Below are 14,329 nucleotides of genomic sequence, written 5' to 3' on the forward strand. Positions count from 1 at the left end.
AGGCGGCGACGTCCGAGACAACTAGTCGTAAGCAGGCTTACAACTTGCAGCCCTTGGCCGGGTCCGCCAGCCTCTCGGCAGCGATGCTGACCACCTCGTTGATGCCATCACGCACCTCGCGCAGATAGATGTTCTGCACCGGGTTGTGCGCCTTGGAGAACCCCCACTCGCCACGAGGGCTGTCGATGCGCGTCTGCTCCATGGCGGCTATCCAGGCGTCGCGGTCCTGGGTGTTGCCCTTGACCTTGTCCAGCGACTGCGCCAGCAGCAGGCCGGCGTCATAGCCCTGCACGGCATAGATGTCGGCTTCCTTGCCGAACTTCTGCCGGTACTCGCTGCGAAAGCTCTTGTTCTGCGGCGTGTCGAGACTGTCGGCGTAGTGCAGCGTGGTCAGCACGCCTTCAGCCGCATCGCCCTGGGCGAGCAGCGTGCCTTCGGTGAGAAAGCCCGAGCCGAGCAGCGGAATTCGGCCCTGCAGGCCAGCCGCCGCGTAATCCTTGACGAACTTGGCCGCGCCACCGCCGGCGAAGAAGACGAACACCGCATCGGGTTTCAGCGCGGCGATTTCGGTCAACTGAGACTGGAACTCGACGTCCGGGAAGGCCACGTAGATTTCCTTGCTGACCGTGCCGCCGGCCTTCTCGAAGCCTTCCTTGAAGCCGGCCACCGACTCGACACCGAAGCCGTAGCGCCAGGCCACGGTGACGATGTTCTTGTAGCCGCGATCAGCCGCCACCTGTCCCATCGGGTAGGCGGTCTGCCAGGAGGTGAACGAGGTGCGGAAGATGTTCGGTGCGCACATCGGCCCGGTGGCCGCGTTGAAGCCGGCATTGGTGATGATCAGCGGCACCCCGCTCTGCCGGGCGACCTTGACCGCAGCCATACCGACGCCCGAATGCACCGGGCCGATGACCACGTCCACCTTGGAGCCGGAAATCAGCTTGCGCATGTTCTGCACGGCCTTGCCGGCATCGGCTTCGCTGTCCACCGTAACCACTTCCACAGGCCGCCCGCCGAGGTTGCCGCCCTTCTCTTCGATGGCCAGGTTCATGCCATTGGTGATGGCTTCGCCAAGCGCCGCGTAGGTGCCGGTGTAGGGCAGCAGCATGCCGACCTTGACCGGATCGGCGGCCTGCGCGGCGCTGCTCAGGGTGGCGCCGAGGGCCAGTGCCAGGGCGCCGATGTTCAACGACTGGAAGGCGTTTCTTTTATTCTTCTTCATGTGATTCTCCAAGGCATCAGGACCTTTCGAATGGTTATGTCTCAGTTGCGTGCTGCCAGGCTCACGGTCTGGGCCAGCGCCCCACGGTGGGAGCGGACTTGTCAGCGAGCTTTGCTTTTCTGCTCCGGCGCGGAGTCACCCGCCAAAAGCTCGCGGGCAAGCCCCCTCCTACAAAAGCGAACGCAACCCACCGGCTGCGGGCGCTCGGCCCGTTACAGCAGCTGCCAGGTGTAGTTGAAGATCAGGCGGTTCTCGTCGATGTCGCTGCGGTAGTTGGAACGCGCGACGACGTTGCGTACACGCACGTTGAGGTTCTTCAGCACGCCGCTCTGGAAGGTGTAACCGACGTCCAGATCGCGCTCCCACTCCTTGCCCTCGAAGCCCCTGCCAGTGTCCACGTTGTCGCCGGTGATATAGCGCACGGTGGTCACCAGGCCAGGGATGCCCAGCGCGGTGAAGTCGTAGTCATGGCGAACCTGCCAGGAACGCTCGTCGGCACCGGCGAACTCATAGGTCGGCACTTCGTTGCCCAGCGGCGTGACGTTGTTGAACACGCGCGGGAAGGCGTCATCGCCGAACATGGCCTGATAGCCGAGCATGAAGGTGTGCCCGCCGTATTTGGCCGAGAGCTGCGAGAACGCCGCCTGGTTGTCGATATTGCCGAGCAGCTGGTCGCCATCTTCCTTGGAGTCGTAGAAGCCGATATTGGCGCCCAGCACCCAGTCGCCTACCGGCTCGCTGTGCTTGAGGCTGTAGAAGCGCTGGTTGTAGATATCTTCCAGCTGCGCGTACCAGATGCCGACCGAGGTGCGCTTGTCGTTGAAGGCGTAATCGGCACCGGCGTAGTTGAAACGGTCGGTCGCCGCATCGCCGCCCAGCTGTGGCGTATGGCCGAGCTTGGCGCGCATCTTGCCGTCACCCGCCGCATTCAGCAGGCTGCCAGAGCGGAACTGGCCGCCCTGCAGGGTCAGCCCGTCGATCTCGCGGGAGACGATGCTGGCGCCCTGGTAGGTCGGCGGCAGCAGGCGGATATCGCTGAAGGTAAGTACCGGCAGGTTCGGCGTCTGCTCACCGACCTTCAGTTCAGTCTGCGACAGTCGTACCTTGAGTGCCGCACCGAGACGGCTGTAGTTGTCCACCGCCTTGCCATCGGTATCGGTCGGCAGCAGCCCGGTGTTGACCCGGCCACCACCGCTATCGAGCTTGATGCCCAGCTGGCCGAGCAGGTCGACACCGAAACCGACCGTGCCCTGGGTGTAGCCGGAGTTCACCCTGAGGATGAAGCCCTGCGCCCACTCTTCGGATTTGGACTGCTGGTTGGGGCCGACGATGTCGGAGAAATCCCGACTGAAGTAATAGTTGCGTGCCTGCAGGGTTGCCGTGGTGTCCTCGATAAAACCACCCTCGGCAGCGAAGGCCGACGGCAGCATGAAGGAAGCACCGACAGCCAGGGCCAGCGGGGAGATTTTCAGCATCTTTGTCATGTTTTATCTCGTTGTTGTTTTCGGTTGTTTTCTGGGTGCAGGTCGCCGCTTTCCGGGCACAGCACCGGAAACAGGCGACAGGGTTTGGTTGCTCTTTTTGGGGTGTGGCTGTGCGGGTTTTCAGCGCGCCGGCTGTTCCCTTTCGGTAACGGCTGGCGGGTGGGCCGAAATGCTTGGCCGGGGCTTCTTCAGCCCCAGCAGAAGATGGGCGGCGATACCGAAGATCAGTCCCCAGAACGCGGCGGACAGCCCCAGCAGGGACATCCCCGAGGCGGTGACCAGAAAGGTGATCAGCGCGGCTTCGCGATCCTTCGGTACCGCCATCGCCGAACTCAGTGCGCCGCCAATCGCCGCCAGCAGCGCAAGGCCGGCCAGGGCGGCGATCAGGGCGGCGGGAAAGGCGGTGAAGATCGACACCAGGGTGGCGCCGAAAATACCCAGCAGCAGATAGAACACGCCACCGGAAATACCCGCGACATAGCGCTTGGCGGGGTCTTCGTGGGATTCCCTGCCGGTGCAGATGGCGGCGGTGATGGCCGCCAGGTTCAGCCCGTGGCAGCCGAACGGCGCCAGCAGCAGCGAACCCAGCGCACTGCTGCTGATCAGCGGGCTGGCCGGTGTGTAATAGCCATCGTTGCGCAGCACCACCATGCCCGGCACGAACTGCCCGGTCAGCGACACCATGACCAGCGGCAAGGCAATGCTGAGCATCACCTGCCAGCTGAATTCGGGCGAAATCCAGACCGGTGTGGCCAGCCCTATTACCAGCGCTCCGCCATTCAATTCACCACTGGCGACCGTGATGAGCACGCCCACCACCAGCACGGCGAGCACCGCATAACGCGGCATGGCGCGCTTGAAAATCAGGTAAGTGGCGAACATCGCCAGCACCAGCCAGGGCTGTTCCTTGACCGATACGAACAGGCCGATGCCGAAGGAAAACAGGATGCCGGCCAGCATGGCGGCGGAAATGGCGGCGGGCAGCTTGCTGATGATGCGGTCGAAGGCGCCGGACAGACCGACCACCAGGATGATCGCATTGGCGACCAGATAGGCGCCGATCGCCTCGTTCAGCGTGATGCCGGGCAATAGCGTGACCAGCAGCGCCGAGCCGGGTGCGGACCAGGCGATGACGATGGGTACCCGGTAGCGCAGGCTCAGAAGAATGCCGAGCACGCCGCTGCCGATGGAGATAGTCCAGATCCAGGACGACAGCACATCATGGGGCATGTCGGCTGCCTTGGCCGCCTGGAAAATGATCACCAGAGGCCCGGCGTAGGAAATCACCGTCGCGATAAAACCGGCCACCACAGCGGAGATCGAGCAGTCCTTCAGTAGCGTTTTCATAGTGCCTCGCAAGTCAGGCATGGCTATCCGTGGCAGCGCCCGGATCGCTCTTGTTGTAGAGGTAACGCGGTGAAACGGTGGAACCAGGCGGGTCAACGGTGGATAAAAAGAGCGTTATCCACCCTACGAACCCTGATGCAAACGTAGGGTGGATGGCGCTTTATCATCCACCTTGAGTACCGCGAGAGGCTTAGGCCTCCTGCAGAGCGCGCGGACGCTGACTGCGTTGCTCGGCCTGGGGGGCTGGAGCCTTCTGCAGCTGGAAGTCGAAGTCCACTTCGGCAAAGCGGCCTTCAACACCACGGGCCCGTGCAGCTTCGGCATCTTCATTGAAGCGGATCTCGCCCACCAGGCCATCGCGAGTGGCATAGGCGAAGTCGTCCCACAGGTACTTGTCGCCGGAAAGGTTGATCTGGGTGGTCAGGTGGCGATGACCCGGCGCGGAGATGAAGAAATGGATATGCGCCGGACGCTGGCCATGACGGCCCAGCAGGTCGAGGCATTCCTGGGTCGGGCCTTGCGGATCGCAACCGTAGCCGGACGGCACGATGCTGCGGGCGCGGTAACGACCTTCGGCGTCGGTGATGATGCGCCGGCGCAGGTTGTAGTCCGACTGGCTCTTGTCGAAATAGGAATAGTTGCCCTGGGTGTTGGCATGCCAGAGATCGACGGTGGCGCCAGCAACCGGCTTGCCATCGGCATCGGTGACCTGCCCCTGGAGGAACATCACGGTGGCGACGCCGTCTTCGCTGCCGTCGTCCATGCGCACTTCACCTTCGGCAATCGGCGCGCCGGCGACATACAGCGGGCCTTCGATGGTGCGCGGAGTGCCGCCGGTGAGGCCGGCCTGCTCGTCCTTGGCATCCTGCAGCAGATCGAGGTAGTGCTCCAGCCCCAGGCCGGCGATCAGCAGGCCGGCTTCATTGCGACCGCCCAGGCGGTTGAGGTAGTCCACTGCCTTCCAGAATTCGTCCTGGGTGATTTCCAGGTCTTCGATGATCTTCGCGGTATCGACCAGGATACGGTTGATCACGTTCTTCAGACGGCTGCTGCCTTCGTCGTTGCCGAAGCCGCTGGCTTCCTTGAAGAAGTTCTGCACGTGCTCGGTATGGGAAATTTTAACGGTCATGCTTCAGGCCTCATTTTGTAATTGTGGTGACGCGGTTTATTGGCCGGGCATATCCCGGCTCTGAAAGAAATCGATCAACGATCGTCTTCACGGATCGAGGACGGATGGCGGCACAGCGCATCGACCTCGATCTCCATGTAGGGAAACAGCGGCAGCTGCATCAAGGTGTCGTGCAGTTCCTGCACGCTGGCGACGTCGAATACGCTGTAGTTGGCGTATTGGCCGGCAATGCGCCACAGATGGCGCCACTTGCCTTCGCGCATCAGGCTTTGTGCCAGTTCCTTCTCGTCGGCCTTGAGCCTGGCGGCCTTGGCCGGGTCCATGTCGAGTGGCAGCTTCACGATCATCTTTACGTGGAACAGCATGTTTTCAGCCTCCGGTCATTTACGGCTGAAGAACGCCAGGCGCTCTTCATCGAGGGTCAAGCCGAGGCCCGGCGTGCGCGGCACTTCCAACTGGAAGTCGCGGTAAACCGGCGCCTCGGTGACGATTTCTTCGGTGAGCAGCAGCGGGCCGAACAGCTCGGTGTGCCAGGTCAGTTTGTTCAGGGTGACGAAGGCATGGGCCGAAGCCAGGGTGCCGATGGCGCCTTCGAGCATGGTCCCGCCGTAGAGCGCGATGCCCGCCGCCTCGGCGATCTGCGCGGTGCGCAGCACGGCGCGCGGGCCACCGTTCTTGGCGATCTTCAGGGCGAAGATGCTCGCGGCGCCGTCGGCGGCCAGGCTGAAGGCGTCCTCGACGCTCTCGATGGATTCATCGGCCATGATCGGCGCCAGGCTGCTCTGGTTCAGGCGGATCTGACCACCGCGATTGTTGCGCGAGATGGGTTGCTCGATCAGGTCGATGCCGTTCTCGCCCAGCACCCGACAGCCGCGAATGGCCTGGGATTCGTCCCAGCCCTGGTTGACGTCAACACGCACGCTGGCGCGATCGCCCAGCGCCCGCTTGATGGCCACCACGTGCTTGAGGTCCTGCTCCAGCGGATTGGCGCCGATCTTCAGCTTGAAGATGCGGTGGCGACGGATATCGAGCATCTGTTCGGCTTCGGCGATGTCCCTGGCGGTATCGCCGGAAGCCAGCGTCCAGGCCACTTCCAGGCCGTCGCGCACTCGCCCGCCAAGCAGTTCGCTGACCGGCAGGCCGAGGCGCTTGCCCTGGGCGTCGAGCAGCGCGCTCTCCAGGCCGGACTTGGCGAAGGTGTTGCCCTTGGCGATCCGATCCAGACGCAGCATCGCGGCGTTGATATTGCTCGCCTCCTGACCGACCAGCATCGGCGCCAGATGACTGTCGATATTGCTCTTGATGCTCTCCGGGCTTTCGTTGCCGTAGGACAGCCCGCCGATGGTGGTCGACTCGCCAATGCCTTCGATGCCATCGCTGCAGCGCAGGCGGATGATCACCAGCGTCTGCTGCTGCATGGTGTGCATCGCCAGCTTGTGCGGGCGAATGGTGGGCAGATCGACGATCGACGTCTGAATGCTTTCGATCAGGATTTGGCTCATTGCTAGTCCAACCTCGGTACGTATGAATTCAGGCTTTGGCTGCCATCAGCGGGGCCGGGACGGCGCCTTCACGCCTTTTCGAGACCACGAACAGGGTCATGGCGAGCGCCGCGATGACGCCGGGAATGGCGAAGGCGATGAAGTTCAGTTGCAGGGGCAGGTTGATCCCCAGCAGCGCGCCGCCGAGCAGCGGGCCGACGATGGCGCCGTTGCGGCCAATGCCCGAGGCCCAGCCCAGACCCGTGGAGCGGATCGACAGGCCATAGAACTGCGCGGCGCAGGCGTAGAGCAGAATCTGCGTGCCGATCACGGTGGCGCCGGCGATGGTGATCAGGCTGTAGAGCACCGGCGTCGGCGTCTTGAAGCCCAGCAGGCTGATGGAAACCACGGACACAGCGAAGAACACCACCACGACCTTGGCCAGATTGAAGCGGTCGCCCAGCCAGCCGCCGAGAATCGCCCCGAACATGCCGCCGAAGTTCAGCGCCAGCAGGAAGGACAGGCTCGACCCCAGGCTGTAACCGGCGTTGGCCATCAGCTTCGGCAGCCAGGAGCCCAGCGCGTAGACCATCAGCAGGCAGCAGAAGAAGGCCACCCAGATCGACAGCGTGCCGAGCAGGCGACCACCGCGAAACAGCTCTATCACCGAGGCGCTCTTGCCCTTGGTCTCGGCCAGCTCCAGCACATCGTCAGCGGTGAAGGTCCGCTTCGGCTGGATTTTTTGCAGCAACTCGCGCGCCTCATCCGTGCGCCCCTGGCGCACCAGAAAACCCACCGACTCCGGCAGTTTCCAGAGAATCACCGGCAACAGCAGCAGCGGCACCGCAGCGGCGAAGAACATCGCTTCCCAGCCGAAACGCGGCAGCATGTAGATGCCCAGGCCGGCGGAGAACATGCCGCCCAGCGAGTAGCCGCTGAACATGATGGCGACCAGGGTGCTGCGCAGTTTCTTCGGCGCGTACTCGTTCATCAGCGCCACCACGTTGGGCATCAGCCCACCGCAACCGAGGCCGGCAAGAAAGCGGAAGATGCCGAATTCGGTCGGTGTGCTGGCGAAACCGTTGAGCACCGTGGCGGCGCTGAACAGCACGAAGCAGATGGCGATGCCCTTCTTGCGCCCGATACGGTCGGCCAGGGTGCCGAAGATCAGCGCGCCGAACATCATCCCGAACAGCGCGTAACTGCCCAGCGCACCGGCCTGCAGCGGGGTCAGCCCCCACTCCTGCATGATTACCGGCAATACCACGCCGTAGATGAACAGGTCGTAGCCGTCGAAGATCAGCAGCAGTGCGCACAGGCACATGACCAGCCAGTGGAACTGGTTGAAACGGGCATTATCAATGACGTCGTGAACATCTACTTTACGCATGGCAAAGCTTCCTATTGTTTTTGTTGTGCAACTGCGTTGTGTCATTCGCGGCTGAAGCCGCTCCCACGAAAAGCCGTCCCTACCATCAACCCTGATCACCACCGCCTACCGGCAGGGTTACGCCAGTGATGTAGCTGGCATCGTCGGAAGCCAGAAACAGGATGGCGCCGGCCTGCTCATCGATGGTTCCGTAGCGCTTCATCTGCGTGGAATCGAGGGTCTGATCGACGATCTGCTGATACCAGACCTTCTCCTGCTCGCTCGAATCAAAGCTGTTGCGCGGGATACGTCGTGGCGGCGCCTCGGTGCCGCCCGGTGCGGTGGCATTGACGCGAATGCCGCGCTGGGCGTTCTCGAAGGCGAGGCAGGCGGTCAGCGCATTCACACCGCCCTTGGCCGCGCCGTAAGGCACGCGGTTGAGGCTGCGGGTAGCGATGGACGACACGTTGACGATGGCGCCCGCACCCTGCTCCAGCATGTGCGGCAACGCGGCATGGCAGCACCAGAGCGTGGGGAACAGCGAGCGGCGCACTTCGGCCTCGATCTCGTGTTCCTGGTAATGCTCGAACGGCTTGGCCCAGATGGTCCCGCCGACGTTGTTGACGAGGATGTCGAGACGCCCGAAGCGCTCCTTCGCGGCATCCATGACGCGGTGGCAATCGGCAAACTGCTCAAGATCGGCGGTCAGGGTCAGCACCTCGACACCCTTTGCGCCCAGCTCGTCGGCCAGTTCATGGACTAGCTCGGAGCGGTCCACCAGCAGCAGCCGGCCACCCTCTTCGCCCATGCGTTCGGCCACACGGCGACCGATGCCCTGGGCGGCACCGGTGATAACCGCGACTCTGTTTTCGAAACGCTTGTTCATCTACCTTTCCTCGTGGTCGAAGTGATGCACAACCCCTGTAGGAACGAGAGGGGCGCTCAGCCATTGCTCGCGAAGCTGTTCGGTGCGTTGATCCAGGCGAACCTGCTGGCCTTTTTTCGCGGGCAAGCCCGCTCCTACAAGGTCGTGCCATATCTGGCCTCAGGCGCTGGCGGCGAATTTCTCGTAGTAGAAGTTCGCCGGTTGCAGGCCCTGCTCGCGGATGAACTGGCTGACGGCCTCGACCATCGGCGGCGGACCGCAGAGGTAGATGTCCACTTCGCCGTCATTGAGGTGCTTCGGTTCGATGTGCTGGGTGACGTAGCCCTTGTGCGGCCAGGCGCTGTCGGGGCTGGCCACGCAGGCGCTGTAGGTGAAATTGGGGATGCGCGCGGCGAAGGCTTCGAGCTTGTCCATTTCCACCAGATCGTGATCGAGGGTCACGCCGTAGATCAGATGCAGCGGATGCTCGCTGCCCTGTTCGGCAATCTTCTCCAGCATGGCGGTGAAGGGCGCCAGTCCCGTGCCGCCCGCCAGCAACAGCAGTGGACGCTTGATGTCGCGCAGGTAAAAGCTGCCCAGCGGACCCGCCAGGGTCAGGCTGTCGCCGGCCTTGGCCAGTCCGGTGAGGAAGCTGCTCATCAGCCCACCCGGCACGTTGCGAATCAGGAAGCTGACTTCGCCATCCCTGGGCAGCGAGCTGAAGGAATAGGCGCGGGTCTGGTCACTGCCCGGCACCTTGAGGTTGACGTACTGCCCCGGCAGGAACGCCAGCCGGGTCAGCGCCTCGCCCTTGACCGACAGGGTGATGGTGCTTTCGGAGAGCTGGCGCACATCGCTGATCGCCGCTTCGAAACTGACCTGTTCGGTCTTGCACACGTGCGATGACGCCGGCACACGAACCACGCAGTCGCTCTCGGCGCGCATCTGGCAGGTCAGCACATAACCCTGCTCGACCTCGTCTTCGCTCAGCGCGTCCTCGATGTACTCGTCACCGAGGTCGTAGGTGCCCGCTTCGGCGAAGCACTTGCAGGCGCCGCAGGCGCCATCGCGGCAGTCCAGCGGAATGTTGATGCCTTGGCGATAGGCGGCATCGGCGACGGTTTCGCCGAGATTGGCCTCGATGAAACGGGTAACCCCGTCCTCGAAATTCAATGCGATCTGGTGAGTCATGGCAGGACCTCTACACGTGGTACACGTCGATCAAATGGCGGATGTAGTCGTTCTTCAGCACCACTTTCTTGGCCTTGATCAGCGGGCTTTCGCCACGGGTATCCAGGGTGTAGAAGCTGGTGCCGTAGTAGTGATCGACCGTCTTGTAGCGGAAGCTCATGGTGTGCCAGTTGAAGCGCAGCTTGCAGAAGCCCTCGCCCTGCTCGATCAGCTCCAGGTTGCTGATGTTGTGCGAGGTGCGGGTATCGGGAATGGTCGCGCTGGAACGCTCGGTACGGATGCGGAAGACCCGGTCTTCCAGACCGCCACGGTTGCCGTACCAGATCAGCGAGATTTCCGTCTGCGGGTCTTCGGTGAGCTGGTCGCGGTCATCCCAGGCCGGCATCCAGAAGGTGGCGTCGGGAGCGTACAGTTCCAGCCAGCTGTCCCAGTCCTTGTCGTCGAGGTAGCGGGCTTCGCGGTAGAGGAAGTCACGCGCGGCTTCGTAGGAAATGGTCATTTACGCGCCCTCCACGTGAATCAGCTTGTCCTGTTCTTCCTTGCTGGCCTTGATCATTTCCTGCTGCCAGTAATGGTGCTGCAGCACGAACAGCCCCTCGTCTTCGGTACGCGCACCACTCATCAGCGGGTGCAGGTCGATGCCCCTGGCACTCTCGTCGGCACCCTCTATCCAGTGCTTGGCGCCACGGGACATGTCGTTCCATTCCATTGCCTGGCCGGCGAAGCCCTGCTGGCAGGCGCGGAATTCTTCCAGGTCGTCCGGCGTGGCCATGCCGCTGGCGTTGAAGAAGTCTTCGTACTGGCGGATACGGCGGGCGCGGGCTTCGGCACACTCGCCCTTGGGCGCGATGCAGTAGATGGTGACTTCGGTCTTGTCCACCGAAAGCGGTCGGGCGATGCGCAGCTGCGAGCCGAACTGGTCCATCAGGTACAGGTTCGGGTACAGGCAGAGGTTGCGCGAATGCTCGATCATCCAGTCGGCACGCGCCTGGCCGTACTCGGCGATCAGCTCGTCGCGGCGGGCATAGAGCGGACGGTCTTCGGGGTTGTCCCAGCGCGTCCAGAGCAGCAGATGGCCATTCTCGAAGGAGTAGAAACCACCGCCCTTCTTGCCCCAGCCGCCGGCGCTCATGGCGCGGATATCGTCGCCGGCCTCTTTCAGCTTGCGCTGTTGCTGAGTGGCGGCGTAGTTCCAGTGCACGGCGGTGACGTGGTAGCCGTCGGCGCCGTTCTCGGCCTGCAGCTTCCAGTTGCCTTCATAGACGTAGGTGGAGGAGCCGCGCAGGACTTCGATGCCTTCAGGCGACTGGTCGACCACCATGTCGATGATCTTTCTCGACTCGCCGAGGAATTCTTCCAGCGGGGCGACGTCTTCACGCAGGCTGCCGAACAGGAAACCACGGTAGGACTCGAAGCGGGCGACCTTTTTCAGATCGTGGGAACCGTCACAGTCGAAGCTGTCCGGATAGCCCGCTTCCTTGGGGTCCTTGACCTTGAGCAGCTTGCCCGAGTTGTTGAAGGTCCAGCCATGGAACGGGCAGGTATAGGTAGCCTTGTTGCCGCTCTTGAAGCGACAGAGCGTGGCGCCGCGATGACTGCAGGCATTGATGAAGGCATTCAGTTCGCCTTCCTTGTTGCGTGCAATGAAGATCGGCTGACGACCCATCTGGGTGGTGTAGTAGTCGTTCTTCTCGGGAATCTGGCTCTCGTGGGCGAGATAAATCCAGTTGCCCTCGAAGATGTGCTTCATCTCCAGGTCGAACAACTGAGGATTTGTGAACATTTCACGCTTGCAGCGAAAGATGCCCTTCTCTTTGTTTTCTTCCAGCAGCGAATCAAGGTATTCGATTCCCAGGGACATGGCCGGGGCCTCCATTGTTATTGTTTCTACGTGATGAAGGTTACGGCGCAGCGAATGTCATCAATATCCTTTTTCTGCAGCACCTCTATCCGCTTTCTGCAATGCGACACAAAGTCGCAACACAGACGCAAGCCGGCTGCCCGCGCCTGTTGGCAGGAGCGGGAAGGACAAAGAAGACAGGGAAGAAAAAAGAGCCGCCGACGTTTACCGACAGGCAGCTCGAAGGGGACTCAGTGGTGTCGGCGCAGCGTGTCGGACGGCAGCTCGCCGAAGGTGCTCTTGTAGCTTTCCGAGAACCGGCCCAGGTGCAGGAAACCGTAGTCCATGGCGATTTCGGTGATGTTGCGGACCTTGGCCGAAGGATCGCTCAGGCGACCGTGAATCTGCTCCAGCTTCTTCTGCCGAATGTAGGACTTGGGCGTCGTGCCGACCCTGCGCTCGAACAGCATGTAGAGCGAGCGCGGACTCATGTGCGCCAGCTGGGCCAGTTGCTCGACGGAAATATCCTTTTTCAGGTGCTCATCGATGTAGTCGGCGATGCGCCCGAACGAGGGACAGCTATCACCCAGCGGCTCACGCTGAATATTGCTGGCAAGGGTGCACAGCAGCTTCGAGGCGATGATGCGACCGTATTGCTCCTGCAGTTGTGCAACGCAGTGTTCGGCTTGCGCTTCCTGGCAGATCAGGCCGAGCAGCCCTTCGATGCCTTCGAGCTTGCCGAGATCGTAACGGCTGGTCGTGAAACGAATGCCTTCGCTCGGCGCACGCCACTGGTTGTCGGTGCAGGCCTGTTCGAGAAAGGAAGCCGGCAGTTTGACGATCAGCTTCTCGCAATCGTCGGAATAGGTCAGATCGACCGGATCGTCCGGATTGATCAGCAACAGTTCACCGGGGGTGAAGTAATGCTCCTGGCCGCGCCCGCGCCACAGGCAATGGCCGCGCTGCAGCAACTGCAGGTGGTAGATGGTTTCCAGTGCCGGAGAGGTGACATGCACGCTGCCGCCGTAGCTGATCTGGCACAGGTCCAGCTTGCCGAAACTGCAATGGCTCAGGCTGGCCTGCGGGCTGCCGGCGCGTGGCAGCTGAATGCAGTGCGTGCCGACGTGCTGATTGACGTAGTCCGACACCGCATGGGGATCGGCATGCTCGAAGATCGTATTTCTTGTACCCAGCAGACTGACCATCACAGGCACTCTTATAGTTATAGGTGAAGCCGGGCTCTACAGGCCCTCGTCCATCATCGCTCCAGAACACGCAATGGCTCGTTCCGGTCGCGAAGCAGAATATCGCTGGTTTGAAGCATATGAGATTCGACCAAGGGCCAACAGCCGACCCGCCCGATAATCGCACGCTTTCGGACGACAATGACCATATGGTCATTTTCCCGACACAATCGCCCCGCCCGTATCCGGATAACCTGTCGCCGCACACAATGTATCGGCAATGGCCTGCGCCGCGACCGACAGCTCATGACCGGGTTTGGTGAGGATGCCAACCGGTCGTTCGATCAGCGGCTCCGTCAGCGCGACGCAACAGGCGCCCAGTTCGAGCATCTGTGCCTGGCACAATGCCGGTACTGCGCTGACGCCCAGACCGCTGGCGACCATGCGACCGACGGTTGCCAACTGATGACTTTCAAACTGCACCGGCAACACCCAGCCACGCTGGCGAAGATGATCTTCCAGCATAAAGCGCACGGTTGAGGGTCGTTGCAGGGCGATAAAGGGATAATCGAGCAACTGCCGCCAGGCCAACTCGGCGCAACCGGCCAGCGCCGAATCGGCAGGCACCACGGCCACGAAACGGTCGCTGTACAAAGGCGTGAAATCCAGCGGCATACCGGGCTCCGGCTCGAAGGCGATGCCCAGTTCGACCTGCCGGTCGCGCACCATCTCCATGACCTGTTCGTTGATGACGTCATGCACGGTGACGCTGATCGAGGGGTAGCGCTGGCGAAACGAACGCAGCACCGGCGGCAGCAGATTGCCGGCGAAGGAAGGCATCGAAGCCAGCGCCACCCGCCCCTGACGCAGGGTGAAGCGCTGGCGCAACTCGTCCTCGGCATTATCCCAGTCAGCCAGCAGCCGGCGCGCCAGCGGCAGCAGCACTTCGCCTTCAGGCGTCAGGCTGACGGCCCGCGTGGTGCGGCTGAACAGCCGTCCGCCCAGCCCTTCTTCCAGTGCCTTGATGGTCAGGCTCAGCGCCGACTGCGACAGATGCAGGCGCTCGCACGCTTGAACAAAGCTCAGCGATTGTGCGACGGCAAGGAAGGCGCGCAGCTGCTTGACTGTCATTTGCTTACTCTCGAATACGCAGGCAACACGGTATTTGCCTGAAGACTGTTTCGAATTACCAATCAATAGTACGCAAAAATCAACTT

The 14,329-nt window shown here is 62.2% G+C and carries 13 protein-coding genes; all 13 read right to left on the reverse strand.

All coding sequences use genetic code 11. The annotated features are described in order from the left end of the window. Positions 1-37 precede the first annotated feature (37 nt). The gene (locus G7020_RS17300; RefSeq protein WP_181086383.1) at positions 38-1,222 is read right to left on the reverse strand and encodes an ABC transporter substrate-binding protein; all 1,185 of its coding nucleotides are present in this window, start codon (positions 1,220-1,222) and stop codon (positions 38-40) included. Positions 1,223-1,434: 212 nt separating this feature from the next. Beyond that, positions 1,435-2,697, reverse strand: coding sequence for an OprD family porin (locus G7020_RS17305; RefSeq protein ID WP_423835665.1), 1,263 nt, complete (start codon positions 2,695-2,697; stop codon positions 1,435-1,437). Between the two features lie 129 nt (positions 2,698-2,826). Continuing rightward, the gene (locus tag G7020_RS17310; RefSeq protein ID WP_181086385.1) at positions 2,827-4,053 is read right to left on the reverse strand and encodes a benzoate/H(+) symporter BenE family transporter; all 1,227 of its coding nucleotides are present in this window, start codon (positions 4,051-4,053) and stop codon (positions 2,827-2,829) included. A 190-nt stretch (positions 4,054-4,243) separates the two neighbouring features. After that, positions 4,244-5,182, reverse strand: coding sequence for a catechol 1,2-dioxygenase (gene catA / locus G7020_RS17315; RefSeq protein WP_181086386.1), 939 nt, complete (start codon positions 5,180-5,182; stop codon positions 4,244-4,246). Positions 5,183-5,256: 74 nt separating this feature from the next. Further along, positions 5,257-5,547, reverse strand: coding sequence for a muconolactone Delta-isomerase (catC, locus tag G7020_RS17320; protein WP_181086387.1), 291 nt, complete (start codon positions 5,545-5,547; stop codon positions 5,257-5,259). Between the two features lie 15 nt (positions 5,548-5,562). Then, positions 5,563-6,684: a muconate cycloisomerase family protein gene (locus G7020_RS17325; protein ID WP_181086388.1), complete on the reverse strand. Its 1,122-nt coding sequence runs from the start codon at positions 6,682-6,684 to the stop codon at positions 5,563-5,565. 28 nt (positions 6,685-6,712) lie between these two features. Then, positions 6,713-8,053, reverse strand: coding sequence for an MFS transporter (locus G7020_RS17330; protein ID WP_181086389.1), 1,341 nt, complete (start codon positions 8,051-8,053; stop codon positions 6,713-6,715). An 85-nt stretch (positions 8,054-8,138) separates the two neighbouring features. Beyond that, positions 8,139-8,918, reverse strand: coding sequence for a 1,6-dihydroxycyclohexa-2,4-diene-1-carboxylate dehydrogenase (locus G7020_RS17335; RefSeq protein ID WP_181086390.1), 780 nt, complete (start codon positions 8,916-8,918; stop codon positions 8,139-8,141). 159 nt (positions 8,919-9,077) lie between these two features. Beyond that, positions 9,078-10,088, reverse strand: coding sequence for a benzoate 1,2-dioxygenase electron transfer component BenC (benC, locus tag G7020_RS17340; protein WP_181086391.1), 1,011 nt, complete (start codon positions 10,086-10,088; stop codon positions 9,078-9,080). Between the two features lie 10 nt (positions 10,089-10,098). After that, entirely contained in the window at positions 10,099-10,587 is a 489-nt protein-coding gene (gene benB, locus G7020_RS17345; RefSeq protein ID WP_181086392.1) for a benzoate 1,2-dioxygenase small subunit, read from the reverse strand. Continuing rightward, a complete protein-coding gene (benA, locus tag G7020_RS17350; protein ID WP_181086393.1) occupies positions 10,588-11,949 on the reverse strand; it encodes a benzoate 1,2-dioxygenase large subunit in 1,362 nt (453 codons plus the stop codon). Positions 11,950-12,179: 230 nt separating this feature from the next. Further along, positions 12,180-13,133, reverse strand: a complete 954-nt coding sequence (locus G7020_RS17355) for an AraC family transcriptional regulator (RefSeq protein WP_181086394.1) — start codon at positions 13,131-13,133, stop codon at positions 12,180-12,182. Between the two features lie 192 nt (positions 13,134-13,325). Continuing rightward, entirely contained in the window at positions 13,326-14,243 is a 918-nt protein-coding gene (locus tag G7020_RS17360; RefSeq protein ID WP_181086395.1) for a LysR family transcriptional regulator, read from the reverse strand. Between the last annotated feature and the right edge of the window lie 86 nt (positions 14,244-14,329).

This window comes from Stutzerimonas stutzeri (assembly GCF_013522825.1).
GTDB classification, from domain to species: domain Bacteria; phylum Pseudomonadota; class Gammaproteobacteria; order Pseudomonadales; family Pseudomonadaceae; genus Stutzerimonas; species Stutzerimonas stutzeri_AK.

Coding starts and splice junctions, on each gene's coding strand:
- G7020_RS17300 (WP_181086383.1), bottom strand. CDS start 1,222: ATGAAGAAGAATAAAAGAAACGCCTTCCAGTCGTTGAACATCGGCGCC.
- G7020_RS17305 (WP_423835665.1), bottom strand. CDS start 2,697: ATGCTGAAAATCTCCCCGCTGGCCCTGGCTGTCGGTGCTTCCTTCATG.
- G7020_RS17310 (WP_181086385.1), bottom strand. CDS start 4,053: ATGAAAACGCTACTGAAGGACTGCTCGATCTCCGCTGTGGTGGCCGGT.
- catA (WP_181086386.1), bottom strand. CDS start 5,182: ATGACCGTTAAAATTTCCCATACCGAGCACGTGCAGAACTTCTTCAAG.
- catC (WP_181086387.1), bottom strand. CDS start 5,547: ATGCTGTTCCACGTAAAGATGATCGTGAAGCTGCCACTCGACATGGAC.
- G7020_RS17325 (WP_181086388.1), bottom strand. CDS start 6,684: ATGAGCCAAATCCTGATCGAAAGCATTCAGACGTCGATCGTCGATCTG.
- G7020_RS17330 (WP_181086389.1), bottom strand. CDS start 8,053: ATGCGTAAAGTAGATGTTCACGACGTCATTGATAATGCCCGTTTCAAC.
- G7020_RS17335 (WP_181086390.1), bottom strand. CDS start 8,918: ATGAACAAGCGTTTCGAAAACAGAGTCGCGGTTATCACCGGTGCCGCC.
- benC (WP_181086391.1), bottom strand. CDS start 10,088: ATGACTCACCAGATCGCATTGAATTTCGAGGACGGGGTTACCCGTTTC.
- benB (WP_181086392.1), bottom strand. CDS start 10,587: ATGACCATTTCCTACGAAGCCGCGCGTGACTTCCTCTACCGCGAAGCC.
- benA (WP_181086393.1), bottom strand. CDS start 11,949: ATGTCCCTGGGAATCGAATACCTTGATTCGCTGCTGGAAGAAAACAAA.
- G7020_RS17355 (WP_181086394.1), bottom strand. CDS start 13,133: ATGGTCAGTCTGCTGGGTACAAGAAATACGATCTTCGAGCATGCCGAT.
- G7020_RS17360 (WP_181086395.1), bottom strand. CDS start 14,243: ATGACAGTCAAGCAGCTGCGCGCCTTCCTTGCCGTCGCACAATCGCTG.